We start from the raw sequence: 25,019 nt of genomic DNA on the forward strand, positions 1-25,019 counted from the left end.
CCACCCAATGATATAAGCTTGATTACAATATTTTGGGTTCTCATACTGTTAGATGGCTATTCTACTTTTCAGGCAGCCTTTCTCTTGAAAAACTGACCGTTTGCCTGATATGTATATCATCTATCCACACCATAAGAGGAAAACCAACCATGATCAGCACCATCATTATCGGCTTCATCATCGGTATTTTGGCCAAATTCCTGTATCCGGGCGGGCAACGCTTGGGCATCATTATGACTACGCTGCTCGGCATCGGCGGTTCGGTGCTGGCCAGCTGGGTTGGGCAAACGATGGGCTGGTATGCCATCGGGCAGCCCGCAGGCTGGATTGCCTCCACGCTGGGTGCCATGGGTATTTTGGCTATCTTTGCAAGCCTGCGGAAATAAGGTCTCTGTCTCACCAAACAAACGAAAGCAGCCTCAACCGATAGCGGTTGGTAGGCTGCTTTTTTCGTGTTGGCGTGGTGTAGTAATTGTATTTGAGACCTATAGTGTTCACTCACCCGGCTGAATTAAAAGCTCGCCGTCTTATTCTGATTGAAATTTGATTCATCTATTTGCTCAATAAAAGGCTACCTGAAAAATATTGCTCATTTTCAGGTAGCCTTTCACTTCTTTGCTGCTTTAGCCTTTCGGAGCAGGCGGTTCAATTTGCTCTTTCCAGCCGCATTCTTTCTGCGGGCAGACTTTTTCTACGCCCCAGCGTTTGGTGGTTTTGATGGTGAGCACCGGCCAGTGGCATTTCGGACACTCTTCGGCCACGGGCGGGTTCCAGGTGGCGTAGTCGCAGTCGGGGTAGGTATTGCAGCTGTAGAACAGCTTGCCGTAGCGCGATTTACGCTCGATCAGGCTGCCTTTGCCGCATTTGGGGCAGGCCACGCCGGTGTCTTTGGGTTTTTCCAAGGGCTCGATGTGTTTGCACTTGGGGTAGTTGGCACAGCCGATGAATTTGCCGAAACGGCCTTTTTTATACACGAGCTGGCCGCCGCATTTGGGACATTCGCGCCCTTCTACGATGGTGGGCTCTTCAGCGGCCTTGGCGGCTTCTTCGGCGGTTTCGTTGAGGTTGCGGGTGTAGTCGCAGTCGGGGTAACCGGAGCAGGCGATGAAGCGGCCACGTTTGCCGAATTTGATTTGCAGCTTGTGCTGGCCGCATTTGGGGCAGGTTTCGTCCAGCTCTTCGGTGGTGATTTTGGCACGCTCGATGCCGGCTTTTTCCTCAATCTGTTTGTGGAAGCCTTTCCAGAATTTGTCCATCACGGGAATCCACTGCCGCTTGCCGCTGGCAATGTCGTCGAGCTGGTCTTCGAGCTTGGCGGTGAAATCGTAGTCCACGTATTGGGTGAAGTGTTCGGTGAGGAATTTGTTCACGATTTCGCCGGTGTCGGTGGGCAGGAAGCGGCGCTGGTCGATGGTTACGTATTCGCGGTCTTTCAGGGTTTTGATGATGCTGGCGTAGGTGGAGGGGCGGCCGATACCGAACTCCTCCAAGGCTTTCACCAGCGTGGCCTCGTTGAAGCGGGGCGGGGGCTGGGTGAAGTGCTGCTCGCCGTAGAGCTTGTCTACAGGCAGGGCGTCGCCCACGGCCAATTCGGGCAGTTTTTTGTTGTCTTCATCCTCGTCGTCTTCATCGTGGCCTTCCTGATACACACTCAGGAAACCGGCAAATACGAGCACTTGGCCGGTGGCGCGGAACACGCCTTCGCCCACGCCGATGTCTACGGTGGTGGCGTCGAATTTGGCTTCCACCATCTGGCAGGCCATGGTGCGCTGCCAAATCATTTGGTAGAGCTTGAATTGGTCGGCGGAAAGGAAGGGCTTTACGCTTTCGGGCGTGCGGTATACCGAAGTGGGGCGGATGGCTTCGTGCGCCTCTTGGGCGTTTTTGGATTTGGTACGGTACATGCGCGGCGATTTAGGCAGGAAATCGGCGCCGATTTTGTTGTCGATGTAGTGGCGGATTTCGGCTATCGCGTCTTGCGACAGGGTTACGCTGTCGGTACGCATATAAGTAATCAGGCCGACCGAGCCTTGGCCGACATCCACGCCTTCAAACAGCTGCTGGGCGGTGCGCATGGTGCGGTCGGTGGTAAAGCCGAGCTTGCGCACGGCGTCCTGTTGCATGGTGGAGGTGGTGTAGGGCGCGGCAGGCTTGCGGGTGGCTTTTTTCTTCACCACATCGAGCACTTGCGCCGGTTTGCCCTGCATGGCGGCCAACACGGCGGCCTGGGCGGCTTCGTTAAGCAGGGAGAACTGTTCCAGTTTGCTGCCCTGCCATTGGGTGAGTTTGGCGGCGAATTTTTGGCGGCCTTTGTGGCTGTCGAGATGCACGCTCCAGTATTCCTGCGTTTCAAAGGCGCGGATTTCGTTTTCGCGCTCGCAAATCAGGCGCAAGGCGGGGCTTTGCACGCGGCCGGCGCTCAAGCCGCGCCGGATTTTTTTCCACAACAGCGGGGAGAGGTTGAAGCCGACCAGGTAATCCAAGGCGCGGCGCGCCTGTTGCGCGTCCACCAAGCCCATATCGAGCTTGCGCGGCTGCTTGAGGGCTTCCTGCACGCCTTTTTTGGTAACTTCGTGAAACACCACGCGCAGGGTACGCTCGTCCAGATTTTTGATGCCGCGTTTGGTTTTGAGGATTTCGTAGATATGCCAAGAAATGGCTTCGCCTTCGCGGTCCGGGTCGGTGGCCAGATAGAGGGTGTCGGCTTCTTTGGCGGCGGCCACGATGGCGTCGATGTGCTTTTTGCTCTTGGCCGGCACTTCATATTTCATAGCGAAATCGTGCTCGGGATCGACAGCGCCGTTTTTCGGCACCAAATCGCGCACATGGCCGAAGGAGGCCAATACTTCAAAATCGCTGCCCAGGTATTTTTTAATCGATTTGATTTTGTTGGGAGATTCCACAATCAGCAGGTTTTTCGACATAGTTTCCTCGCAAAATACTTTTGTTTTTAGCCACGCTGTAGCTAAAGAAATATTGTGCTTTAGCCAATAAAAGCAAGGTTTCAGGTAGCCTGAATCCATCTTGGTGCAAGTGCGCCGTATTCAATCAAAGGCTACCTGAAAACCTTCATTTTCCAGGTAGCCTTTTATATAAAGAGCAGCGGCCTTTCTCAATTCATCACCGCCTGGCCGTGCAGCAGGGCATTAACCAAATCATCGCTGATGAGCATCGGCAGCTCGGATTTGTCTGCCCACAACACCAAGAGCGACAGCACTTTTACATGTGCATCGGTGAGCGGTTCGTCTGCCTTGTCTGCCAGGTGCATCAGCGCCAGCAGCACAAATTCCCGCTGCTCCACAGAAAGCGCGCCGTTTTGTACTAAAAAGTGCAGCAAACCCAAAGCCTCGGGCGGCAAAGCGGCAAGTTCTTCGGGCAGATACACGCGCATCGCCTGCTCCTCGCGGAAATTGCGGTGCAGCGAGCGGCTACGCTCTTGGAGCACGTTCATAAATAATAGCGTATCACGAATTTCCTCATCCTGGAAACCCACCTGCTCCAAGAGGCTGCCCAAGGCCTCGCTGGGCGGGCAGGTGTCGAAGTCTTGGAAGTTGTTTATCAAGAAGGCAATTACATCAATCATTTGGTATTCCTGTTTGGAGCAATCCGTTGGTAACGGCCGCCGGAGAGCGGGGCAATTTGGCCGTTGATTTCTAATAAAGTCAGTTCGGCATACACATCGGCCGCGGGCAGTTTGAGCCGCTCGGCCAAGCTGTCGGGGTGTACCGCGTCGTAGCCCATGGCTTGCAGCAGCGGTGAGGTTTCGGTTTCAGTTGATGCCGGTGTGGCATCGACCAAGGCTGGCTGTTCGCTTGGGAGCGATTCGGCTTGGCGATGTTCGACATCTGCGTTTTGGTTTTGTAGAAACTCACTACGTTCGTTTTGGCGAAACTCGCTACGCTCGTTTTTACTACGTAGAAACTCGCTGCGCTCGTTTTCAGGTAGCCTTTTGGTTTGGGCTGCCGTTTGGCGGCTAGTCGATGCGGTTTGCGGCAGCTGCGGGCATTCTTCCAGAATATCGGCCAGTGTTTCGGTAAGCTTCGCACCTTGCTTAATCAGCGCGTGGCAGCCTTTGCTGTGCGGGTTGTCGATGGAGCCGGGCACGGCGAACACTTCGCGCCCCATGTCTGCCGCCAGCCGCGCGGTAATCAGCGAACCGGATTCCAACGCAGCTTCCACCACCAGCACGGCAGAGGAGAGGGCGGCAATCAGGCGGTTGCGGCGCGGAAAGTTGCCGGCCAACGGACTCGTGCCCAAGGGGAATTCGGAGAGCACGCAGCCTTGTTCGGCAATGCGGTGCGCCAGTGCTTTGTTGGCCACGGGATATACGCGGTCGATGCCCGTGCCCCACACCGCCACCGTGCCACCCTGCTTGCGCAACGCGCCTTCGTGGGCGGCGCTGTCGATACCGGCGGCCATGCCGGATACGGTTACGATGCCGGCAGCGGCCAAGGCTTCGCCAAATTCACCGGCAATCCGCATCGCTTGCGGCGTGGCGTGCCGGCTGCCCACGATGGCCACTGAAGGCCGATGCAGCCATTCGGTGTTGCCGCGGGCAAACAATAAGGGCGGTGCGGTGATGCCTTCGCCCAATTGCGGCGGAAAATCTGCGTCGCAAGCCAACAATAAACGGCAGTTTTCCTGCTGCTCCCATGCCAGCGCGGCTTCGGCGGCAGCCTCGGCCTCGTGGCGGCGGCTGCGCCAGGCTTCCTGCGCCGGGCGGCTGGGCAGGATGTCGCCCACTTCCTGCTCGGCAGCCCACACGGCAGCTGCAGAACCGTAGTGGCGGCAGAGTTCGTAAAACGTTTCCGCGCCGATATACGGCATCAGCGCAAGCTGTATCCAAGCCAAACGTTCTGCGGAGTTTTCCATGTGTTTTACGTGTGCGGAGAATGGGAGTTAGGGAAGCAGGTCGGCGGCTGCCGAGCGATATCGAACAAACTTCAAGCAAGTTTCGAGCCAAGAATGGCAGATAATAAATAATATATTGTTTTATATTGATAATATGTGTTTTTATGCACCATGTGCGTGCTTGGCGGTGGGGAGGTTTGGCGTTTCGCTATATAATGCGCACTTTGCATTGCCAAGGCCGTTTGTATGTCGCTCAAAACCGTGAAGAAATCCCTGCTCGTGCCGCATTCTGCCGAGCAGATGTTCGAGCTGGTGGACAAAGCGGAGGATTATCCGCAGTTTCTGCCGTGGTACAGCCGCACCGAAATCATCGAGCGCAGCGGCAACGAATTGAAAGCACGGCTGTTTATGGACTATATGGGCGTGCGCCAATCGTTTGCCACGCACAACCGCAACATCCCCGGCCGCGAAATCCGCATGGTGTTGCTCGAAGGCCCGTTTAAAAGCCTGAACGGAACTTGGCACTTCCTGCCCTTGGGCGACGATGCCTGCAAAGTGGAATTCGAGCTGCACTACGAATTTTCCAGCCGCGTGCTCTCCGCACTCATCAGCCCCGTGTTCAGCCACATCAGCGGTACGCTAGTGGATGCTTTCGTGAAAGAGGCAGGCCGCCGCTATGCCTAACAATACCCCGCTCCATATCGAAGTGGCCTATGCCGAGCCGGGGAAACAACGCCTGCTGGCTTTTCAGGTAGCCAGCGGCACCACCGCGCGGCAGGCCGTGCTGCAATCCTCCTTGCCAACCGAATTTCCGCACGTGGATTTTGCCGCCGCGCCCATCGGTATCTTTGGCAAAAAAGTGGAAGACAGCACCCCGCTGCGTGAAGGTGACCGCGTGGAAGTGTACCGCGCCCTACTCATCGACCCGAAAGAAAACCGCCGCCGCAAAGCAGCTGCCAAACAGAAAAAAGAGGCTACCTGAAAATCAGGCAAACCGTTTTCAGGTAGCCTGTATCCATTACCCAAACCATCCAAAGGCTACCTGAAAGCCCAGGCAGCCTTATCCACACCCCATGTCCACACCCCCCTTCCAACTCAACCCCCAGCAGCTCGAAGCCGTGCATTATCTCGGCGGCCCCCTGTTTGTGCTGGCTGGCGCAGGCAGCGGCAAAACCCGCGTGATCACCGAAAAAATCGCCCACCTCATCCGCGAAGTGGGCTACGCCCCGCACAACATCGCCGCCATCACCTTCACCAACAAAGCCGCCGCCGAAATGCAGGAGCGCACCGCCGCTATGCTCGGCAGCCGCCAAACCCGCGGGCTTACCGTCTGCACCTTCCACTCGCTGGGCATGCGCCTCTTGCGCGAAGAAGCCCAACACATCGGCTACAAAAAAAACTTCTCCGTGTTCGACGGCTCCGACAGCGGCAAATCATCGCCGAGCTGCTCGGCAGCAGCGGCCGCGACGCCGTCTTCCGCGCCCAGCACAAAATCTCCCTGTGGAAAAACGACCTGCTCACCCCCGAGCAAGCCTTTCAGGTAGCCTCCAACGAATGGGAACGCCAAACCGCCCAGCTCTACGCAGGCTATCAGGAAACCCTTCACAGCTATCAAGCCGTCGATTTCGACGACCTCATCCTCCTGCCCACCCGCCTGCTGCAAAACGAAGCCGGCATCCGAATCAAATGGCAGATGCGCCTGCTGCACCTTTTGGTGGACGAATGCCAAGACACCAACACCTGCCAATACACCCTCATGAAGCTGCTCACCGGTGCCGAAGGCCGCTTCACCGCCGTGGGCGACGACGACCAAAGCATCTACGCCTGGCGCGGCGCCAACATGGAAAACCTCCGCCTGCTCCAGCAAGACTACCCCGCCCTCAAAATCATCAAGCTCGAGCAAAACTACCGCTCCTCCGCCCGCATCCTGCGCGTGGCCAACCAAGTCATCGCCAACAACCCCAAGCTCTTCCCCAAAACCCTCTGGAGTCAATACGGCGAAGGCGAGCCCGTGCGCATCATCGCCTGCCAAAACGAACAACACGAAGCCGAATACGCCACCGGCAGCATCATCCGCCGGCGCAACCAAAGCGGCGGCAGCCTCAACTACGCCGACTTCGCCATCCTCTACCGCAGCAACCACCAAGCCCGCCTGTTTGAAGAAGCCCTGCGCAGCGCCCACATCCCCTACCGCGTTTCTGGCGGGCAAAGCTTCTTTGAAAAAGCCGAAATCAAAGACATCCTCGCCTACCTGCGCCTGCTCGCCAACCCCGACGACGATCCCGCCTTCCTGCGCGCCGCCACCACCCCCAAACGCGGCATCGGCGACGCCACCCTCAGCAGCCTCAACCGCTACGCTGCCGCAGCCTCCTGCAGCCTCTACGCCGCCGCCAACACCGCCGAAGCCCTAGCCCAACTCCCCGCCGCCGGCCGTGAAGCCCTGCGCCAATTCACCGCCCTCATGCAAAATTACCAAAGCAGCGCCCAAAGCGAGCCCGCCGGCAGCCTCATCCAAGAGCTCCTGGCCGACATCCGCTACGAAAACTACCTGCTCGAACACGAAGAAGGCAAAAGCGGCGAAATCAAATGGCGCAACGTGCAAGATTTATGCGCCTGGCTGGCCAGAAAAGGCGAACAAGACGGCAAAACCCTGATCGAACTCTCCCAAACCATCGCCCTGATGAACCTGCTCGACAGCCGCAGCAAAGAAGAAACCGACACCGTCACCCTCTCCACCCTGCACGCCTCCAAAGGCCTCGAATACCCCCACGTTATCCTCGCCGGCTGCGAAGAAGGCCTCTTCCCCCACGCCGACAGCGTAGAAGAAGGCAACCTCGACGAAGAACGCCGCCTCATGTATGTCGGCATCACTCGCGCCAAACACAGCCTCACCCTCACCCACTGCGTCAAACGCCGCCGCCAGGGCGGCTGGCAATTCCCCGAGCCCAGCCGCTTTATCGATGAAATGCCCCAAGCCGACCTCAAAATCCTCGGCCGCAAAGGCGGCGAACCCATTGTGAGTCACGAAGAAGGCAAAGCCAACCTGCGCAGCATGCTCGATATGCTTAATGCCAAAATGGGGCAGGGCAAATAAATATATAGCGAGCCAACTTGACTTTCGATACGGGGCAGTGAGCCACAGACAACACAAAAGCACAGCAAGGCGAACCCAGGCCGTAGCGAAAGTTCAGTTGGTTTGCCATGCCACCAAAAGGCTACCTGAAAACGCAACTTCAACGAAGTTAAAAATGAGGGTATGCATTGATCGCTGAAGCCGTAGTTCTCTTCACCGTCTTCGATGGCGATTTCTGCCCATTCGCGGATGATGGCGCTGCGGTATTCTTTCTCAAAGCACAGGGCTTCGACTTCCTGCCAACTCTCTTCGTCCTGTGCCGCACTGATTTGGTCCAGGTAGGCAGCTAGCAGCCTTTACGCACTTAATCTGCGGCGGCAGCACGAGCTGAGCCGCAAATGTTAGAGGATGCGATGTTTGGCGGTTTGTAGGGGGGTCCCATTAGAACGACACTTGGCAGCTTCGGCTGCCTTTTTTATTGGGCTTGGGGTATGATGTTAAACATTAAATCTTGTTAAGGAAATGGATGATGAGCAAGCGCATCCCTGCACCGCTGAATGTGTTTCTAGCAATTACGGTTATCCGCACTTTGTTATCCATTGTCTATACCATTAGTGGCATCGCCCAACAGCCCACCGGCGGCACAGGGTGGGCTATGGAACTGTCCCTTTCACTACTACTGATTGTGGCATCTGCTGCGCCGGTGTGGCTGCTAGGGTATCGCTTTAAGCGTTCATCTGTGCTGGCAACAATTTTCCTACTGGGGATAATTGCTGGCATTGGCGGCCTGACCGGGAATGCGTTTAATATCGCATGGGGAATCGGATGGGCGCTGTACTTGATGCTGTCTAAGGACGTGAAACAGGTTTATTCAGATTGAGGAATTGAATGATGAAAAAACTATTGATTTTCCTATTAGTTTGTTTATTCGGAACCGTTGCTTATGCGGATGAGTTTGATGATGCTGTTATGAGGATTGAATCAGCGAAGGGAAGGTTTGGCCGGTGGCAATACCTTATGATGGGTTCACAAAATGGTGTCGCAAAATACTCCTTCATTGATACAGAAACTATAGTGCCGCAACAAAGTGCTTGGGTAAAAGTAGCTTATGATAAGGGGCTGTACTAGATTAGCCCTAAATTCCACACCACTCCCGCAGGATTTTAAGCTGCTGGGACGGTGTGCCGAAGTTAAATCGAAATTCGCATTCTTTCAAGAACAGCGGGAAAGATTTGCGATCGATTCCGTTGTACTTGCGTAAGACGCGTTTTGCCTGATTCCAAAAGTTCTCAATGCCGTTGATGTGGTTCTGGCGGTCTGCAAATTCCTTGGAATGGTTGATGCGGTAATGGATGAAACCGCTCACGTCCAACTTGTCGTAGCTGCTCAGACTATCGGTATAAACAATGCTGTCCGGCATGATTTTTTGTTTGATCACAGGCATCAAAGTATCGGACTTGGCATTATCCACCACAACAGTATAGACCCGTCCGTTGCGTTTCAGAATGCCGAAGACAACCACTTTGCCTGCCGCACCGCGACCACGTCTGCCTTTACGCCGTCCGCCGAAATAGCTTTCGTCCAACTCGACGGGCCCCTCGAAAACCTCATCGGCAGCCAAGGCCAAATGATGGCTGATGACCATACGGATTTTGCGGTAGAACAGGGCTGCCGAATTGGGATGGATACCCAAAATATCGGCGGCAGAACGGGCGGTAACTTCGAGTACAAAAAAGCGGAGCAGTTCTTTCTGTACTTTCTTCCTTAATTTGCAGTGTGTTATCTTCATATTTCGAGGGTAACATATCTGCTAATCTAGTACAGCCCCTATGATAAAGCGGTAACCGAAAGACTCGGCTCTAGGCAGCACACTTTTGACGAAGTAAAAATACAGTTTTCTATCATTTGCCAAACTAGACAATACGGTATAAAAGATTTAATCGCTAATCATAGTCGGTATGGATTAGTTTAGGGGCTGTCCTAGATAACTAGGTTAGACTATCTTTTACCATTTGTTTTAACATGGCAATTTGAGATTTCATTTCATTGTTGTTAAATCGCCATTCGCACTCTTTCAAATACAGTTCGAAATGCTTTTTCGGAATGCCGTTGAATTTACGCAAATGGCGTTTGGCCTGACTCCAGAAGTTCTCAATCCCGTTAATGTGGTTTTGCCTGTCTGCAAAACAGGTGCGGTGATTGATGCGCAAGTGGTTAAACTCGCTAACATCCAATACATTGTAGGCACTGTGGCAATCAGTATAGACCACACTGTCCGGCCTTACCTTCTCCCGGATAATCGGCAGCAGGGTAGCCGACTGAGTATTGGCCACGGTAACGGTGTAAACCTTACCGTTACGCTTCAACAGTCCGAATACCACCACTTTTCCGGCTGCTCCGCGACCGCGTTTGCCTTTGCGGCAGCCGCCAAAATAGCTTTCATCTGCTTCTACTTCGCCATCAAACATTTCCAAGTGTTCGCAACGATTAAAGATAAGCAAGCGTAAACGGTGAAAGTAGTAGGCAGCGGTGTTTTTATTGACTCCGGCCAATTCGGCGGCAGTACGGGCGGTTGCTCCTGCAACGAACAATTCGATCAGTTTGTTTTGAACGGGCTGGCTGAGGCGACTTTTTCTCATAGGAATATTTTAATCAATTTTGAATATTCCTGGTTATCTAGGACAGCCCCTTAGTTTATTCATTGCACCATGCACCATATCAAATCCAATATAATCCCATCTCGCCAGAGTCTATGGTAGAAAAAGTTTATCTGCTTGTATGTAATTAAGATAACTGTGCATACTTCCCTTGGGATGGCGACAGCACAGAGCGAGCGCGCTATCACAAACTGAACGCGTGATGCGTTAATCACACATGAGCAGCCTACGGGCTGCTTGTGTGTTATCCGCTTGAAGTAACCGATTAAAACTTGTGGATAATTAATCTATCCGACTAGCCGGAACAACAATTAACAGATAACCAAAGGCTACCTGAAACCGCAGATAAACGATTTCAGGTAGCCTTTTTGCATTCCAGCCATGCTGTTTATTCCACCACAATCTGCGGGAAGCGGTTGCTGAAGTCTTTGCCTTTGGCGGCCACGGCCAGGGCGGTTTGCCAGGCGGCTTCGGTGTAGATTTGGGCGATGGCGGGGTGGGCGGCCTGCATTTGGGCGGCGCTGCCGCTATCCATGGCTTCGCGCACGGGCAGGCTCAAGGGCAGCTGGCCCAGCAGCGGCACGCCGAGGCGTTCGGCCAGCGCCTTGCCGCCGTCTTGGCCGAAAATAGGCTCGTGGTGGCCGCAATGGCTGCAAATGTGCACCGACATGTTTTCCAGCACGCCGAAAATGGGGATGTTGACTTTGCCGAACATGTCCACGGCTTTGCGTGCGTCGATCAGGGCGATGTCTTGCGGGGTGGTCACCACGATGGCGCCGGTAACGGGGATTTTCTGCGACAGGGTGAGCTGGATATCGCCGGTGCCGGGCGGCAGGTCGACAAACAGGTAATCCACATTATCCCATTCGCTTTGAAACAGCAGCTGCTGCAGGGCCTGGCTCACCATGGGGCCGCGCCACACCACGGCTTGGTCGGTATCGACCAGAAAGCCGATAGACATCACTTGGATGCCTTCGGCCGAGCGCACGGGGATGAAATGTTTGTTTTCCTGCTGGGGTTTGCGCTCAGGCACGCCGAGCATGGTGGGCTGACTGGGGCCGTAGAGGTCGGCATCGAGGATACCCACGCGCGCGCCCATGTTGTGCAGCGCCACGGCGAGGTTGGCGGCGGTGGTGGATTTGCCCACGCCGCCTTTGCCGGAAGCGACGGCGATGATGTTTTTCACGCCATTGATGGTGCGCACGCCGGGCTGGACTTTGCGGGTGGTGATTTCGCTGCGGATGCTGGTTTGCATATTTTGGGTGTAACCGGCTTGAGCCAACGCGGCGGCGATATTTTGCTTGAGCTGATCGGCAATATGGCCGACGGGAAAGCCGAAGCAGAGTTCGATTTGCAGGCCGCCGGCGGTTTGCTCGATGGCTTGCAGGGCATGGCTGCTGCCGACGGTAAGGCTGCTGTTGGGTATGGCGACGGCCTCGACAGCGGCGCGCAGGGTGTTATCGTTGTGCATGATGTTTTCCTTGAGGTGTGTGTGGATTAGGGAAACAGGCTACCTGAAAACGGGAAATGCCGTTTCAGGTAGCCTGTTTGGTTGGTGTTCTAGCGGGTCGGCTACGAGAACAGCCGTTTGGCCAGCTCGCTGCCAGGCTCGATGCCCACCCGTTTCATCTCGTCTTGCCGCGCCACCACATAGCTGCGGATTTCTTTCAGCCATTGGGTGGAAAGCTCTTCGAGCTTGTCGTTGACCAAATCCAGGCCGAGCATGCTGGATAGCTTCACGGCGATATCCATGAAGCGATTGAAGTTTTTCTCGCCGTCGGGAATGTGCGGGGCATCGAACAGCATGCTGATGCCGCGATAATTTTGGGTGGAGAGCAGGGTGGCGGTGAAGGCGCTGTTGTCGAGGGTGGAGATGGCAAACAGCGGCTCGCCTTTGGCGTCGTTCAGGTAGAACATGCCGTCGTGGGAAAGCTCGAAGCCTTGGCGTTCTATGGCGTTGCGCAATTCCACGCCGCTCACGTTGTTGCGGGACACCAAATGGATGGCGATGGTTTGATCCACGCGGGCGCACAGATCGTCCAGCGGGCGGGCGATGGAGAGGAAGGTGTCGATGTCGGTGAGCAGCAGGCCGCCGTCCATTTTCTCGGCAAAGGCGTTGGCCTGTTCGCCGAATTGTTCCAAATCAGCAATGCTGGCCAGGCCGTTGCGGCTGATGGCTTGCAGGCCGATCACAAAGCCTTGGTAGTACACGCTGGGAATCGGCTCGGCGATTTGGAAGCGGTCGTCCATGGTGCAGCCGGCGATGCGGAAGCGGTGGCGGCTGGAGAGGCGCGGCATGGCGTGCAATTCCTGCGGCTCTTTCAGGGAAATGTAGCAGAGGTAGTCGAAGCGGCTGTCGAACCAGGGCAGCTGTTGTTTGGCCAAATCCTGCAAATCAAGCAGCAGCTTGCGCTTGGCCGGCTCTTGGGTTTGCGAAGGCGCGGCAGCCGGCACGGGCTGAAAGTTGAATGCAGGAGCTTCGGCGGCGGGCTCGGCCTGCAATACCGGCTCGGCAGGGGCGCTGTCGGCTGCGGCCGGTGTTTCGGTAACAGGGGTTTCGCCGGCGGGCTCGCTTGAGCGGCTGAATTTAACAAAGGCCGGCTGCAGGCGCGGGGCAGCCTCTGCTTCGGCAGCGGGAGCTTGCTGCTGGCCGTCGCGCACGGAATGGGTGTGGCTTTCCATCAGCGCGTCCTTATCGGCATGGCCGAATTGGGCGCGGATGGAATCGCGGTATTTCTTTTCCTGATAGGTGTTGTACAGCAATACGCCGAACACGGGGGCGAAAATAAGGATGGCAATAATCAGAATGGTGTTGGTGCTCATTGATACTTCCGAAGGGGAGCTGTCGAAACAGCGGAATTATATAGCGAAAAGGCTTTCTTTCCCATAGACGGCCGTTGCAAACCCGGCCATATTGTGTTGGCTCGGTTTGATTTGAACGATTATTGGAGCGCTGACGGAAATAAGGCTACCTGAAAAATACGCGTTCCCGCTGCGGCAACGGTTCGGATTATTTGCCTTCATCCTGCCCACGCTCTTTTTCTTCGCGTTCTTTTTCTTCCAGCTTCTGCTGTTTGGCGGTGAGCTCGGGCAACTCGAAGTGGATGTTCAGGCCGTTAGGCTGCACATTGGCGGCGCTGATGCGGCCGTTGTGTTTGCCGATCACATGGCGGGCAATGGCCAGGCCAAGGCCGGTGCCGGGTTTGTGCGCACCGCTGTCGGCGCGGTAGAAGGCGGTGAAGATGTGCGGCAGCTGGCGTTCGTCCACGCCCGGGCCGTTGTCGGCAATGTCGATGTGCCAATGGTGTTTGTGGCCGGAGAGGCGGACGTGGATTTTGCTGCCTTCGGGGCTGTAGGCCATGGCATTGCGCAATACGTTGTCGAAAGCGCGGTAGAGGTAGCCCTCGTTGGCGGAAACGGTGGCATCGGCATCGGCCGGGGCGTAGGCAAAATCGATTTGCTGATTGTTCTGCACGGCGATGGCGCGGCAGTCTTCCACCAAGTTTTCCAAGAAGGGCACGAGCTTGAGCGGGTCTTTTTCCATTTCCACGTTGGCGGTTTCCAATCGGGAAAGGGTGAGCAGCTCGCCCACGAGTTTATCCATGCGGGTGAGCTCGGATTCGAGGCGCTTGATGTTTTGCTCCTGTTTGTGCGGCTGCACTTGCAGCAGGGCGAGCAGAGCCTGCATACGCGCCAGCGGGGAGCGCATTTCGTGCGAAACGTGATGCAGTAGGTGGCGTTCGCGCTCCACCAGTTTTTGCAAGCGGCCGGCCATGTGGTCGAACTGGACAGCGAGTTTGGCCAGCTCGTCGCGCCGGCCGAGCAGCTGGTGGGAAATACGGGTTTCGAGGTCGCCTTCGGCCAGGCGGCTCATGCCGCGCTCTAAGGTGCGAATCGGTTGGGAAATATTGCGGGCAAGGATGTAGGCCAGGAGCAGGCCGACGATGATGATGAAGCTGAGGATGATGAGCTCGTGCCACACCGGCGCCATTTCCACGCCGGGAATCATCAGCGGGGACGGCAGGCGGGTGGGCTGCTGTTTGTCCCAATCGGCCAGCATGAAGATGTATTCTTCGCCCAATGGGTCGTAGGCTACGCGCACGGCGCGGGTGTTGGGGTATTCGGCGGCGAATTTGCGGGCGGCCAGGATGCGTGCGGGCTCGACCTGGCGCTGGAAAATATCGGCTTTGCTGTCGCCGGAAATCACGAGGATGTTGTCGAACGTGGGGGTGTTGTTCCAGTCTTGCAGGGTTTCGCGCACGCCGGATAGGCCGCGGGTTTGAAACACGGTAACGGTGCTATTCAGCAGGCCGGTTTCGAAGGCGCGCTGCTGTTTGAAACGGCTTTCGGCCACTCTGTCTTGCACCAGCCAGAAGGAGAAGCTGGCCACAAAAATGGCGGCGATGATGACGAAGAAGAAGGTGAGGAAAATCCGCTGGAACAGTTTCATGAATATGCTTTGGCGGGAAGGTTTGCCCGGCCACAAAACAATGCCGCCGTCAGTCGGTTTAGGCTTGGCGGCGGCCGTTGGGTGGATAGTGCAAATGAAGAAGCGGTATTTTCAGGTAGCCTTTATCCTGTTTGATGCAGGCTACCTGAAAGCGCAAGCTTCAATAAAGTTAAAATCAAAATATCAGTTTTTCACAAACAGATAACCCAGGCCGCGCACAGTTTGGATGAGCGAGGCATCACCCAGTTTGTGGCGGATGCTGGAAATGTGCACATCGATGCTGCGGTCGAACTTAGCCAGCTTGCGGTCGAGCGCTTCGAGCGAAAGGGTTTCTTTGTTCACCACCTGGCCGGCATGGCGCATCAGCACTTCCAACAGGTTGAATTCGGTGCTGGTGAGCTCCAGAGGGGCTTCGTTGATGGTGGCTTGGCGCTTGGCCGGATAGAGGGTAACGTCGCTCACGGAAATCACATTGGGCGTGTTGTTGTCCGGCTCGGCCAGGCGGGTGCGGCGCAGGATGGCGTTGATGCGCGCTAAGAGTTCGCGCGGCTGGCAGGGCTTGGGCACATAGTCGTCAGCGCCCATTTCCAAGCCGATGATGCGGTCGATGTCGTCGCCTTTGGCAGTAAGCATGATGATGGGGATTTTGCTCTGCTGGCGCACGGTTTTGAGCACATCCAGCCCGCTCAGTTTGGGCATCATGGAATCCAGCACCACCACGTTGTAGTTGCCGTTGAGGATTTCGTTCACGCCGGCTTCGCCGTCCGGCACGCTGCTGACTTCCAGCCCTTCGGCGCTCAGGTATTCGGTTAAGAGTTCGGTGAGCAGGGCGTCGTCGTCTACCAATAAAACACGGTTCATGCTTACTCCTTAGTATTTTATGTGCCGTTGCAGCACGGAAATTTTGCCGCCGGGAACTGCCCGGCAATTTGGCCAACCAACGTGATTTTTCAAGCTTCGTAGCCGGGATTAGGCTGGTTGGCTGTTGAATTTCAAGCGTCTTAACACTTTGCCTGATACAGGCGAACAAGCCAAATTCTTTTGCGTATCTTTGCGTAAGCCGGGCGGGATATCACGGATGTTATGCTTGTTTAAGCCCAGCAACAAATGGCGCTTTGTTTTAGGGGCTGACGTAGATTAGCAGTCATGCTAGTCTACAAAAATGCAGATAACCAATTGTAAATTAAGCAAGAGAGTTCAAAAGAAACTACTTGAATTTTTTGTACTCCAAGTTACCGCCCGTTCCGCTGCCGATATTTTAGACATTCAGCCCAACTCCGCCATTCTGTTCTACCGCAAAATCCGTATGGTCATCAGCCATCATTTGGCCTTGGCTACCGATGAGGTTTTCAATGGCCCCGTCGAGTTAGACGAAAGCTATTTCGGCGGACGGCGTAAAGGCAGACGTGGTCGCGGTGCTGCAGGAAAAGTGGTTGTCTTTGGCATTTTGAAACGCAACGGACGGGTCTATACTGTTGTCGTGGATAATGCCAAGTCTGAAACGTTACTCCCTGTCATCAAAAAGAAAATCATGCCGGACAGCATTGTTTATACCGATAGTCTGAGCAGCTACGACAAGTTGGACGTGAGCGGTTTCATCCATCACCGCATCAACCATTCCAAGGAATTTGCAGACCGCCAGAACCACATTAACGGCATTGAGAATTTTTGGAATCAGGCAAAACGCGTCTTACGTAAATATAACGGAATCGATCGCAAATCCTTCCCGCTGTTCTTGAAAGAATGCGAATTTCGGTTTAACTTCGGCACACCGTCCCAACAGCTTAAAATCCTGCGGGAGTGGTGTGGAATTTAGGGCTAATCTACGTCAGCCCCTTGTTTTAATTGGGTTGCCGCTTCACTTTCAGGTAGCCTCATCTCTCGTCAAACCCCGCTGCCGCTGCGTGAAGCCGGGCGGCTGCCGCTGTTGTTGGCAGGGGCGGAAGCGTTGCCGCAGGTGAGGTTGCCGGCGGCCTGGGGCATGGTTTGCACATACAGCCGGCACTGCTCGCGCAGGGGCTGCACCACTTCGGGCGCGGCACGGAAAGCGGCGGCGGTGCTGAGCAGGCCGGGCATTTGTTTGGGGTAGTAGCGGCCCATGTTCACCAGCCAATCGGTAGCTTCGCGCGGGCGGCCGTCTTGCTCCAAATAGAAGGCGCGCACGGCGGTGTTGGCATAGGGGCGGAACAGGCTGGCGCGCAGGGCGGCATCACGACCCCACTCGGGCAGCGGGCGCAACCAATCCACTTTGCGGATCAAGCCCATCTGTGCGTAGTATTTGAGGAAATAGTGTTTGCTTTCCAGCTCGCGCAGAGTATCCACCTGTTTGTATTGCGGATAGCTTTCGGTGGGATTGGCATAGGCGAACACCAGGCGATGGTAGGCAAAGCCGTATTGCACAATGATGGCGGCCGCCAGCGCGGCAAAGGCCATGCCGAAACGTTGCGGCCACTTGCCTGCCTGCACGATATACCAGCCGGGCGCTTTGGCCGGGGTGAGGCTCATCATCACGGCAAACGGCGTGAGGAAATACACATACCACAGCGGATACTCCAGCAGGCTGTGGCACAACGACACGGTCATCAGAGCCAGCATCAGCGCCGAAGACGCGCCTAATCCCTTTTTCAGGTAGCCCTTGGCCACCGCCAGCCAGCCGCCGAACACCAAGATGGCGCCCACCACGCCCATCTCGGCCAAGATTTCCAGCATACTGTTGTGGCTGTGGGTGAACAACACGCCCACATCATAATTGCGAAACGCCGAACCGCGCATGGCCAGTGCGAAACTTTCGTGCGCATAGCCCTGCCAGCCCACGCCCAGCCACGGATGCTCGGTAAACACCGTCCACGCCTTCGCCCATTCCGAAGCACGCCCCGGGCTGGCCGCATCGCCCGACACCAAACGCCCCACGCCCGAAGATTGCACATCAGGAGCCAGCCACGTATCCACCAGCCAAGGCATAATCAACTGCGCCGCCAGCACACCCAAAACCAACAGCCCCGTCAGCGCGCACCAACGGCGCAGCGGGCGGCCGCCCAACACATACAGCAGCGGCACCAGCAGCAGCAACGCCCCCACATACACCATAATCGTACGCGAAGTAATCACCCCGATTACCTGCAGCAAAAACACCGCCAGCGCCAAAGCAATCAGCCCCGGCAGCCGCCGCCTGCTCCACAGGTAGCCCAGCGCGAGCACACCCCACATCATGTAGTGCCCCAAATGATTACGCTGCCCCACTTGGCCGAACACAAAATACTTCTGCGGCGCGCGCATCATTCCCGGCAGCCAAGACGTGTGGCCGATAAACTGAAACACACACACCAAGCCCTGCAACACCGCCCCGCAAAGCAGCGCCCAGGCAAAAATCTCCACCACCCTGTCTTGCCCCAGCCGGGCTACCTGAAGCCGACAAGCCCAAGCCAGCAGCGCCATCACGCAAAACACCGCCGCCGTCAAATCCGACATTTCCGGATACGGCAGCCGCAAAATCCGCGCCTGCACCAGCCAAAATCCCGCCAACAGCACAAAAAACACCATCGCCCCCGGCAGCCGCGCGCGCGCCGGATTGCGCCACAGCGTGAGCAATGCAAACAAAGCGGCAAACAGCAGCGAGCCGCTCTCAATAAACCAGCCCCCCTGCGGCCCCGTGCGCCAAGACGACAAAAACGGCACCACCGCCATCAGCGCCATGCCCAGCCACACCACCCAGCTTTCTTTCAACCGTTCCCACATCATGCCCGCTCCCGTTTGCCTGCTCGCATAAACATCAGGCACGACACAAAAAACAACACCCCCAAGGCCAAAGCCGCCGCCGCACAAACCCGGCTCGCCGGCTGCGCGTCAAACAGCCGCACCACCGCCTCCGCCGCATAAAACAGCACCAACATCCCGCCCAGCAGGAAAGTTTGCCTGTTGCGCCGCAACACCCCCGGCAGCAGCAGGCACAAAGGCAGCGCCTTCAAAGCCAGCCAAGAGCCGCCCGGGCGCAGCGGCGCCAGCCACAGCTCCCAAGCCAGGGAAAGGAAAATCAGCGCAAACAGGCTGCACACAGCCGCACGGTAGGCAAAAGATTGCGAAATCGGCATTGCTTGTTCAAATTAAAAAAGAATCGGGTTGAATGAATAAAGAGGCTACCTGAAACCAGTAAAGGCAGGTTTTACACCCGCCTGCCGCAATGGAAAGGCTACCTGAAAATGCAAACGAAGGGCTTGGCGGCGCTAAAGCTGAGGCTTTCAGGTAGCCTCATCCGCTTCCGTGGTTTCCGCCGTATCCGCATTCGGCTTAAACAGCCGGCACATCAGCAAACCCGCCTCATACAGCGCAATCAGCGGCACCGCCAGCAGAAACTGCGAAATCACATCCGGCGGCGTGACAATCCCCGCCACCACAAATGCCGCCACCACCACATAAGGCCGCGCCGTTTTCAGCGCCGCGAGCGATACCGCCCCCATCCGATACAGCAGCACCACCAACACCGGCAGCTCAAACGCCATACCGAAGGCCACAAACATCCCCAACACGAAGGAAAGGTAGCGGTCGATGTCCGTCATCATGCTCACCCCTTCCGGCGTGGCCGAGGCAAACACTTTAAACACCAGCGGGAACACCAAAAAATAGCAAAACGCCATCCCCGCAAAAAACAGCCCCACGCTTGAGAGCAACAGCGGCAACACCAGCCGTTTTTCGTGCCGGTAGAGCGCCGGCGCCACGAAAGCCCACAGCTGGTAGAGCGTATGCGGCAGCGACACCAAAAACGCCGCCATCAGCGCCACCTTCAGCGGCACAAACACCGGCGCAATCACATCAATCGCCTGCATATGCGCCCCCGGCGGCAGGTTTGCCATCAAAGGCTTGGCCACCAGCGCATACAGCCGGTTGGCAAACGGCACTGCCGCAAACAGGCACAGCAGCAACACCGCCGCCACCCACATCAGGCGGCGGCGCAATTCCTTCAAATGTTCCACCAAAGGCTGCGCGTTCATCTGCCACCTCCCGCCTGTTTGCGCACCCGCAAACGCGGCCGTACCCGCACGCGCGGCTGCAGCTTGCGCCGGCACACGCGCGAGCGCTGGCCCAGCGAGGGCGTGTGGAAGCCCGGCGCGGTCGGCGTATCCCGCAGGGCGGGCAGGCCGTCTTCATCCAAGCCGAAATCCGCCGGCGTGCGCTGTGGCGGCAAACGCTCCCAAGCCGGCACATCCAGCGCGGCTGCCGAACGCAGATGCTGCATTTCCTGGCGCAGCTCGCTGGCCGTATCCGCCAGCGTTTCCTGCATCCGGCGCAAATCCGCCATATCCGCATGCTGCGCCAGCTCCGCCTTCAGGCTGCCGGCCAAACGTTGGAGCTTGCCCGCCATCCGTCCGGCAGCCCGTGCCGCCTGCGGCAGCCGCTCCGGCCCGAGCACTACCAGCGCCACCAGTGCCGCCAGCAGCATCTCGCTGAACGCGAAATCAAACATCGCCTATTCGCCCGGCTTCTCTTCTTTATGCTCAACAATCTGCTTGGGCGCCGCCGTTTCGCTTTCGCCCTCGCTGCCTTCGTTTAGGCCTTTTTTAAAATCGTGAATCGCCCCGCCGAGGTCTTTACCCACATTGCGCAGCTTCTTCGTGCCGAAAATCAGCACCACCACAATCAAAATCACCAGCCAATGCAGGCCGCTAGAAATACCCATCATTCTTTCCTTTCAATCCATTCAACGGCAGCACACATGAGGCTACCTGAAACCGGCGAGGCAGGTTTCGCCAAAACGTTGTTTCCGGCCGAATTAAACAGCCCCGCCGCCAATCTGCAAACAGCCGCGATTGTAACAGCGGGCGCGGCAAACCGAAAGAACGGCGCGGCAAGCGGATGGGATGACAGCGCAGCAGTAAGCAAGCTGCGGGTGTTGGGCAAGCCATGCCATGCCAATTTCAGGTAGCCCTTGTTAGGGCTGCGGGCAGATAGCCAGCCTATTCCTACGGGGTTTCAGCTAGCCTGCAAGATGGCGGGCTGCAAGTTATCCTGTTGGAACGGTTTTATCCTGCCAATCTGAATGAGGCTACCTGAAAACGGGTGGCAGCCCAAAAGCTGACTTGGCTACACCGCCATGTATAGTGAATTAAATTTAAATCAGGACAAGGCGACGAGCCGCAGACAGTACAGATAGTACGGCAAGGCGAGCCAACGCTGTACTGGTTTAAATTTAATTCACTATATTCCCGCCAAGCCCATCGTTGCCATTTCAGATAGCCTTCCGCCGCGCCGCCAAACCCGGCCGTTCGCTATATAATGCTAATTCCTTCTTCTTGCTTACTCCCGCCCGCGCCATGCTCCACCTTTATTCTTCCAACCGCCTAGAATTCCTTGCCGAAACCGCCGTTGCGCTGATGTGGACTACGCCGCTGAAAGCGGTGTTGGCGCCGGAAGAAATCGTGGTGCAGAGCCAGGGGATGCGCCGTTATCTCAATCATTATTTAGCCGAGCGCAGCGGCATTGCGGCCAATTTGAATTTCAGCCTGCCTGCAGCCCTGAGCTGGCAGCTCACGCGCCGCTTCCTGCCCGATGCGCCGCGCCTGAACCCGTTTGCGCCGGAAGTGTTGCGCTGGCGGCTGCTGTCGCTGTTGGAAAATGCCGATTCGGCTCTGCCGGCCGTATTGCAGGGCTACCTGAAAAGCAGCACGGCGGCGGCCTATCATTTGGCGGGGCGGCTGGCAGACGTGTTCGACCAATATTTGGTGTACCGCCCGCATTGGCTCGCGCAATGGGAGCAGGGCAAGCTCAACGGCTTGGGCGCAGATGAAGCCTGGCAGGCCGCGTTGTGGCGCACGCTCGCCGCCGACACCCCCGTCGCCCACCGTGCCGCGCAGCACGAACGGCTGCTGGCCGCGCTGAATCCGGCGCGCCTGCCGCAGCGTTATTTGGCGTTCGGCATTTCCACACTGGCGCCGGTGTATCTGGATTTGTTGCAGGCCTTGGCCGAACACACCGATGTGCACCTGTTTGCGGTCAACCCCAGCCAACAATACTGGGGCGACATCCAAAGCCCGAAACGGCTGGCCGCACAGGCCGAACCCGCAGCCGAAGAAGCCGGCCACCCGCTGCTCTCCTCGCTGGGCAAACAGGGGCGCGACTTTTTCGACCGCCTGGCCGTGAGCACCCGCGCCATGGAGCAGGTGGAACTCTTCCCCGCGCCGTCCGAATCGCCCAGCCTGCTGCAACACCTGCAGGCCGACATCCAGCTGTTGAGGCTACCTGAAAAAGGCAGCGCGCAGATGGACGGCAGCATCGTGATCCAAGCCGCCCACAGCCCCCTGCGCGAGCTGCAAATCCTCAAAGAACACCTGTTGCGCCGTTTGGCGGACAACCCCGAGCTCCAGCCGCACCACATCGCCGTGCTCACCCCCGCCGTTGAAGACTACCTGCCCTTCATTCACGCCGTGTTCGGCGAAGCCGCGCCCGGCAGCCGCGCCCTGCCGTATTCCGTGGCCGACGTGCGCCTCAGCCGCAGCCAGCCTTTGATGCTGCTGGCCGAGCAGCTCATCGCCCTGATGCAGAGCCGATTCGAAACCGAACGCCTGCTGCCCCTGCTCGATGCCCAAGCGGTGCGCCGCCATTGGCAGATTGATGAAACCGATGCCGAATTCCTGCGCCGCAGCGTGGCCGAACTCAACGTGCATTGGGGCGCGGATGCCGAAATGCGCGCCGAGCACAGCGGCAGCGGCAAAGTCTTCACTTGGCAGCAGGCCACAGAACGCAGCGTGCTGGGCTGGCTGCTGCCCGAGGGCGAAGGTACGTTGTGGCAGGGAGTGCACCCCTGGCCGGCTGATTTTGCCCGCCAGCCTGCCCAGGCCGCCTGGTTTGTGCTGCTGGGCAAGTTGCGCGAGCACCACCGCCGCTGGCAAAGCCCCGCATCCATCGAAGGCTGGATCGAACGTTTCCGCGCCCTCTTGGCCGATGCCGCGGGCGACACCCCCGACGAAGCCGACCAAGCCGCCTGGCAGCAAATCAGCCAGGCCTTGGCCGCCTGGCAGGAAGAAGCTGCGCTGGCGGGCTATACCGCAGCCCTGCCGCCCGACAACGCCTGCCAGCACCTGCGCCGCTTCTTCGGCCAAAGCAGCGAAGCCGCCTTTTTGCGCGGCGGCATCACCTTCTGCAGCATGGTGCCCATGCGCAGCCTGCCGTTCGATACCGTGTGCCTGCTCGGCCTGAACGACGGCAAATACCCGCGCCAAACCCCCGCCCCCGCCTTCGACCTCATCGCCCGCCACCCCCAATCCGGCGACCGTTCCCGCCGCGACGACGACCGCTACCTGTTCCTCGAATCCCTGCTCAGCGCCCGCAGCCACCTTTATCTTTCCTACATCGGCCGCGACCACCTCAAAGACGAAGCCCAAGCCCCCTCGCCGCTGTTGAGCGAACTCATCGACACGCTGGCGCAAATGGCCGGCCAAAGCAGCGCCGATTTCGCCGCCGCCCACGTGCGCCAACACCCCCTGCAAGCCTTTTCCACCCGCTACTTTGTCCCGCAACAGGATGGGGAAAGTTCAGCCGAACTTAGCGAAAACGGGCTTTCAGGTAGCCTATCCGGCCTCCGCCAAGACTATGCCCAAGCCCTCAACCAACCCGCCGCCGAAGCCGCGCCCTTTATCGGCGATACCCTGCCTGAAGCTGCAGGCGAACCCACCGTATCGCTCGACAGTTTCCTAAACTTCTGGAGCAACCCCGTGCGCCATTGGCTACGCCGTGCCCTGCAATGGAAAGGCCCCTATGCCGACCGCCCTGCCGATTCTGCCGAGCCCTACGCCATCGAACACACCGACGAAGTGAAACAGCGCTACCTCGACGCCCGACGCCACCGCGAAGACTTCGCCCAAACCGAAGCCAAACTGCAGGCCGACAGCCTCCTGCCCGCCGGCCTGCTCGGCGAAATCCTGCAAGAGCCCGAGCGCACCGCCGCCAAGCAGCTCGATTCCGAACTGCTCGCCAGCCCGCGCGAGCCCGACTTCCCCTTCCGTTTCGAGTACGGCGGCCACACCCTCGTCGGCAGCCTCACCCACCTGCACCAACACGGCCAAATCTTCTACCACGCCGCCGAACTCAAAGCCCCCGCCGAAATTAGGCTGTGGCTGCAACACCTGGTGTATTGCGCCGTTCACCCCAAAGCACAAGCCACCCACCTCGTCTCTCTCGACAGCCCGCAAACCCTGCCGCCGCTGCCGCAAACGGAAGCCGCCGAGCAACTTGCCCGCTGGCTCGACTACTACCTGCTCGGCCAACAACAGCCGCTGCCCTTCTTCCCCCGCACCAGCCTGGCCGCCGCCAAAGCCTGCACCGCCAAAGACCTCTCTGCCCAAGGGCTACCTGAAGCAGCCCTCAAAGCTGCCCGCAGTAAATACCGCGATAGCCGCGACTACCCCGGCCAAAACCAAGATCGCGAAGTCGCCCAAGTGTACGGCCGTGATGAAGACGAGCCAATTAACAGTCCCCTGTTCGCCCGCCTCGTTTTAGAGCTGCTCGCCCCGCTGCATTTATGCATCGCGCCCAAAGAGAGCAAAGGCAAAAAAGCTGGTTAAACAGGCGGGCTGCACCGGGAACACACCACACCAAAATAGAGGCTACCTGAAATTTACTTAGCCGCATTCGGCTTGCAAACAAGTTTCAGGTAGCCTTGCTTCAAATTACCCCATAATTTAATACGCTGTATTTAAATTGTATTTTTAAATTTTCGCGCAAACTGTTAAAAAATTTCCTCATCTATGCCAAATTTCTATTGACAACTCCCCGCCTCCTCTCTAAAATGCGCGCTTCCTTTCCCCGATAGCTCAGTCGGTAGAGCGACGGACTGTTAATCCGCAGGTCGCTGGTTCGAGCCCAGCTCGGGGAGCCAAAGGGTCGTTAGCTCAGTCGGTAGAGCAGCGGACTTTTAATCCGTTGGTCGAGCGTTCGAATCGCTCACGACCCACCAAATTTTAAAAAGCCTAAACATCCCGTTTAGGCTTTTTCTTTATCC

24 protein-coding genes, 2 tRNA genes and 2 pseudogenes are annotated in these 25,019 nt (G+C 57.2%); 14 read left to right on the plus strand and 14 right to left on the minus strand.

Translation table 11 applies throughout. From position 1 onward, the window contains the following. The first annotated feature begins 149 nt into the window (after positions 1-149). The gene (locus tag CKV94_RS04075) at positions 150-386 is read left to right on the plus strand and encodes a GlsB/YeaQ/YmgE family stress response membrane protein (RefSeq protein ID WP_003824718.1); all 237 of its coding nucleotides are present in this window, start codon (positions 150-152) and stop codon (positions 384-386) included. Between the two features lie 237 nt (positions 387-623). Here the strand turns inward: CKV94_RS04075 and topA are convergent, their stop codons facing one another. The 3 genes from topA to dprA all read right to left on the minus strand — a co-directional run bounded on the left by topA (position 624) and on the right by dprA (position 4,872). Beyond that, positions 624-2,924: a type I DNA topoisomerase gene (gene topA / locus CKV94_RS04080; RefSeq protein WP_003824719.1), complete on the minus strand. Its 2,301-nt coding sequence runs from the start codon at positions 2,922-2,924 to the stop codon at positions 624-626. Between the two features lie 188 nt (positions 2,925-3,112). Further along, entirely contained in the window at positions 3,113-3,583 is a 471-nt protein-coding gene (locus CKV94_RS04085) for a DUF494 family protein (RefSeq protein ID WP_003824720.1), read from the minus strand. Further along, the gene (gene dprA / locus CKV94_RS04090) at positions 3,580-4,872 is read right to left on the minus strand and encodes a DNA-processing protein DprA (RefSeq protein ID WP_003824721.1); all 1,293 of its coding nucleotides are present in this window, start codon (positions 4,870-4,872) and stop codon (positions 3,580-3,582) included. The genes CKV94_RS04085 and dprA overlap by 4 nt, the downstream gene beginning before the upstream one ends. Before the next feature lie 225 nt (positions 4,873-5,097). Here dprA and CKV94_RS04095 point away from each other — a divergent pair, with 225 nt between their 5' ends. The 6 genes and pseudogenes from CKV94_RS04095 (at position 5,098) to CKV94_RS04115 (ending at position 9,052) form a co-directional block, all read left to right on the plus strand. Beyond that, complete coding sequence (locus CKV94_RS04095; protein WP_003824723.1) at positions 5,098-5,535, plus strand: type II toxin-antitoxin system RatA family toxin; 438 nt, start codon at positions 5,098-5,100, stop codon at positions 5,533-5,535. Further along, entirely contained in the window at positions 5,528-5,833 is a 306-nt protein-coding gene (locus tag CKV94_RS04100; protein WP_003824724.1) for an RnfH family protein, read from the plus strand. The genes CKV94_RS04095 and CKV94_RS04100 overlap by 8 nt, the downstream gene beginning before the upstream one ends. A gap of 91 nt (positions 5,834-5,924) precedes the next feature. Continuing rightward, a pseudogene (locus CKV94_RS11580) lies at positions 5,925-6,667 on the plus strand (UvrD-helicase domain-containing protein); the annotation flags it as partial. 24 nt (positions 6,668-6,691) lie between these two features. Further along, a complete protein-coding gene (locus tag CKV94_RS11585; RefSeq protein WP_408607581.1) occupies positions 6,692-7,945 on the plus strand; it encodes a 3'-5' exonuclease in 1,254 nt (417 codons plus the stop codon). A gap of 508 nt (positions 7,946-8,453) precedes the next feature. Then, positions 8,454-8,804 (plus strand): hypothetical protein, encoded by a 351-nt coding sequence (locus CKV94_RS04110; protein WP_095114595.1) that lies wholly within the window; start codon positions 8,454-8,456, stop codon positions 8,802-8,804. An 8-nt stretch (positions 8,805-8,812) separates the two neighbouring features. Continuing rightward, a complete protein-coding gene (locus CKV94_RS04115) occupies positions 8,813-9,052 on the plus strand; it encodes a hypothetical protein (protein WP_155733664.1) in 240 nt (79 codons plus the stop codon). A 7-nt stretch (positions 9,053-9,059) separates the two neighbouring features. Here the strand turns inward: CKV94_RS04115 and CKV94_RS04120 are convergent, their stop codons facing one another. From CKV94_RS04120 to CKV94_RS04140, 5 genes are all read right to left on the minus strand, one after another. Next, positions 9,060-9,713 (minus strand): IS1595 family transposase, encoded by a 654-nt coding sequence (locus CKV94_RS04120; RefSeq protein WP_157727247.1) that lies wholly within the window; start codon positions 9,711-9,713, stop codon positions 9,060-9,062. A 199-nt stretch (positions 9,714-9,912) separates the two neighbouring features. After that, positions 9,913-10,563: an IS1595-like element ISEco1 family transposase gene (locus CKV94_RS04125; protein WP_064103257.1), complete on the minus strand. Its 651-nt coding sequence runs from the start codon at positions 10,561-10,563 to the stop codon at positions 9,913-9,915. Between the two features lie 406 nt (positions 10,564-10,969). Continuing rightward, positions 10,970-12,052 carry an iron-sulfur cluster carrier protein ApbC gene (apbC, locus tag CKV94_RS04130; RefSeq protein ID WP_003824733.1) on the minus strand — a complete coding sequence of 361 codons (1,083 nt, stop codon included), beginning with the start codon at positions 12,050-12,052 and terminating at the stop codon, positions 10,970-10,972. 101 nt (positions 12,053-12,153) lie between these two features. Continuing rightward, on the minus strand, positions 12,154-13,404 hold the full coding sequence (locus tag CKV94_RS04135) for a cell division protein ZipA C-terminal FtsZ-binding domain-containing protein (protein WP_003824735.1): 1,251 nt from the start codon (positions 13,402-13,404) through the stop codon (positions 12,154-12,156). Between the two features lie 187 nt (positions 13,405-13,591). Then, the gene (locus tag CKV94_RS04140) at positions 13,592-15,031 is read right to left on the minus strand and encodes a sensor histidine kinase (protein WP_003824737.1); all 1,440 of its coding nucleotides are present in this window, start codon (positions 15,029-15,031) and stop codon (positions 13,592-13,594) included. Between CKV94_RS04140 and CKV94_RS04145 the strand changes: the two genes are divergently transcribed. Next, positions 15,030-15,236 (plus strand): hypothetical protein, encoded by a 207-nt coding sequence (locus CKV94_RS04145; protein WP_003824738.1) that lies wholly within the window; start codon positions 15,030-15,032, stop codon positions 15,234-15,236. The two genes, CKV94_RS04140 and CKV94_RS04145, sit on opposite strands and share 2 nt — an antisense overlap. Here CKV94_RS04145 and CKV94_RS04150 read toward each other — a convergent pair. Then, a complete protein-coding gene (locus tag CKV94_RS04150; protein WP_003824739.1) occupies positions 15,215-15,892 on the minus strand; it encodes a response regulator transcription factor in 678 nt (225 codons plus the stop codon). The two genes, CKV94_RS04145 and CKV94_RS04150, sit on opposite strands and share 22 nt — an antisense overlap. Before the next feature lie 301 nt (positions 15,893-16,193). On the opposite strand from CKV94_RS04150, the gene CKV94_RS04155 reads away from it, so the two are divergent. Then, positions 16,194-16,847, plus strand: a complete 654-nt coding sequence (locus CKV94_RS04155; RefSeq protein ID WP_095114596.1) for an IS1595 family transposase — start codon at positions 16,194-16,196, stop codon at positions 16,845-16,847. Between the two features lie 68 nt (positions 16,848-16,915). On the opposite strand, the gene CKV94_RS04160 is transcribed toward CKV94_RS04155, so the two are convergent. From CKV94_RS04160 to tatA, 5 genes are all read right to left on the minus strand, one after another. Then, complete coding sequence (locus tag CKV94_RS04160) at positions 16,916-18,769, minus strand: PglL family O-oligosaccharyltransferase (RefSeq protein ID WP_003824743.1); 1,854 nt, start codon at positions 18,767-18,769, stop codon at positions 16,916-16,918. After that, complete coding sequence (locus tag CKV94_RS04165; protein WP_371125766.1) at positions 18,766-19,113, minus strand: DUF2069 domain-containing protein; 348 nt, start codon at positions 19,111-19,113, stop codon at positions 18,766-18,768. The genes CKV94_RS04160 and CKV94_RS04165 overlap by 4 nt, the downstream gene beginning before the upstream one ends. Positions 19,114-19,266: 153 nt before the next feature. Then, positions 19,267-20,016 carry a twin-arginine translocase subunit TatC gene (tatC, locus tag CKV94_RS04170; protein ID WP_003824745.1) on the minus strand — a complete coding sequence of 250 codons (750 nt, stop codon included), beginning with the start codon at positions 20,014-20,016 and terminating at the stop codon, positions 19,267-19,269. Beyond that, a complete protein-coding gene (gene tatB, locus CKV94_RS04175) occupies positions 20,013-20,489 on the minus strand; it encodes a Sec-independent protein translocase protein TatB (protein WP_003824746.1) in 477 nt (158 codons plus the stop codon). Before tatB ends, tatC begins: the two co-directional genes overlap by 4 nt. A gap of 3 nt (positions 20,490-20,492) precedes the next feature. Continuing rightward, positions 20,493-20,702, minus strand: a complete 210-nt coding sequence (gene tatA / locus CKV94_RS04180) for a Sec-independent protein translocase subunit TatA (protein WP_035581206.1) — start codon at positions 20,700-20,702, stop codon at positions 20,493-20,495. 36 nt (positions 20,703-20,738) lie between these two features. On the opposite strand from tatA, the gene CKV94_RS04185 reads away from it, so the two are divergent. From CKV94_RS04185 to CKV94_RS04205, 5 genes and pseudogenes are all read left to right on the plus strand, one after another. After that, entirely contained in the window at positions 20,739-20,948 is a 210-nt protein-coding gene (locus CKV94_RS04185) for a hypothetical protein (protein ID WP_003824749.1), read from the plus strand. Between the two features lie 171 nt (positions 20,949-21,119). After that, positions 21,120-21,226 (plus strand): annotated as a pseudogene (locus tag CKV94_RS11345) (IS5/IS1182 family transposase); the annotation flags it as partial. A gap of 110 nt (positions 21,227-21,336) precedes the next feature. Continuing rightward, entirely contained in the window at positions 21,337-24,582 is a 3,246-nt protein-coding gene (gene recC / locus CKV94_RS04195) for an exodeoxyribonuclease V subunit gamma (RefSeq protein WP_003824750.1), read from the plus strand. Positions 24,583-24,820: 238 nt separating this feature from the next. After that, positions 24,821-24,896 (plus strand) — tRNA-Asn (locus tag CKV94_RS04200). A gap of 2 nt (positions 24,897-24,898) precedes the next feature. Further along, positions 24,899-24,974 (plus strand) — tRNA-Lys (locus CKV94_RS04205). Positions 24,975-25,019 lie beyond the last annotated feature (45 nt).

This window comes from Eikenella corrodens, assembly GCF_900187105.1.
GTDB classification, from domain to species: domain Bacteria; phylum Pseudomonadota; class Gammaproteobacteria; order Burkholderiales; family Neisseriaceae; genus Eikenella; species Eikenella corrodens.

Coding starts and splice junctions, on each gene's coding strand:
- CKV94_RS04150 (WP_003824739.1), bottom strand. CDS start 15,892: ATGAACCGTGTTTTATTGGTAGACGACGACGCCCTGCTCACCGAACTC.
- CKV94_RS04095 (WP_003824723.1), top strand. CDS start 5,098: ATGTCGCTCAAAACCGTGAAGAAATCCCTGCTCGTGCCGCATTCTGCC.
- tatC (WP_003824745.1), bottom strand. CDS start 20,016: ATGAACGCGCAGCCTTTGGTGGAACATTTGAAGGAATTGCGCCGCCGC.
- dprA (WP_003824721.1), bottom strand. CDS start 4,872: ATGGAAAACTCCGCAGAACGTTTGGCTTGGATACAGCTTGCGCTGATG.
- CKV94_RS04185 (WP_003824749.1), top strand. CDS start 20,739: ATGAGGCTACCTGAAACCGGCGAGGCAGGTTTCGCCAAAACGTTGTTT.
- CKV94_RS04115 (WP_155733664.1), top strand. CDS start 8,813: ATGATGAAAAAACTATTGATTTTCCTATTAGTTTGTTTATTCGGAACC.
- CKV94_RS04145 (WP_003824738.1), top strand. CDS start 15,030: ATGAATATGCTTTGGCGGGAAGGTTTGCCCGGCCACAAAACAATGCCG.
- CKV94_RS04120 (WP_157727247.1), bottom strand. CDS start 9,713: ATGAAGATAACACACTGCAAATTAAGGAAGAAAGTACAGAAAGAACTG.
- tatA (WP_035581206.1), bottom strand. CDS start 20,702: ATGGGTATTTCTAGCGGCCTGCATTGGCTGGTGATTTTGATTGTGGTG.
- CKV94_RS04110 (WP_095114595.1), top strand. CDS start 8,454: ATGAGCAAGCGCATCCCTGCACCGCTGAATGTGTTTCTAGCAATTACG.
- CKV94_RS04125 (WP_064103257.1), bottom strand. CDS start 10,563: ATGAGAAAAAGTCGCCTCAGCCAGCCCGTTCAAAACAAACTGATCGAA.
- CKV94_RS04160 (WP_003824743.1), bottom strand. CDS start 18,769: ATGATGTGGGAACGGTTGAAAGAAAGCTGGGTGGTGTGGCTGGGCATG.
- CKV94_RS04140 (WP_003824737.1), bottom strand. CDS start 15,031: ATGAAACTGTTCCAGCGGATTTTCCTCACCTTCTTCTTCGTCATCATC.
- CKV94_RS04155 (WP_095114596.1), top strand. CDS start 16,194: ATGCAGATAACCAATTGTAAATTAAGCAAGAGAGTTCAAAAGAAACTA.
- CKV94_RS04075 (WP_003824718.1), top strand. CDS start 150: ATGATCAGCACCATCATTATCGGCTTCATCATCGGTATTTTGGCCAAA.
- topA (WP_003824719.1), bottom strand. CDS start 2,924: ATGTCGAAAAACCTGCTGATTGTGGAATCTCCCAACAAAATCAAATCG.
- CKV94_RS11585 (WP_408607581.1), top strand. CDS start 6,692: ATGGAAAACCTCCGCCTGCTCCAGCAAGACTACCCCGCCCTCAAAATC.
- CKV94_RS04135 (WP_003824735.1), bottom strand. CDS start 13,404: ATGAGCACCAACACCATTCTGATTATTGCCATCCTTATTTTCGCCCCC.
- CKV94_RS04085 (WP_003824720.1), bottom strand. CDS start 3,583: ATGATTGATGTAATTGCCTTCTTGATAAACAACTTCCAAGACTTCGAC.
- recC (WP_003824750.1), top strand. CDS start 21,337: ATGCTCCACCTTTATTCTTCCAACCGCCTAGAATTCCTTGCCGAAACC.
- tatB (WP_003824746.1), bottom strand. CDS start 20,489: ATGTTTGATTTCGCGTTCAGCGAGATGCTGCTGGCGGCACTGGTGGCG.
- apbC (WP_003824733.1), bottom strand. CDS start 12,052: ATGCACAACGATAACACCCTGCGCGCCGCTGTCGAGGCCGTCGCCATA.
- CKV94_RS04100 (WP_003824724.1), top strand. CDS start 5,528: ATGCCTAACAATACCCCGCTCCATATCGAAGTGGCCTATGCCGAGCCG.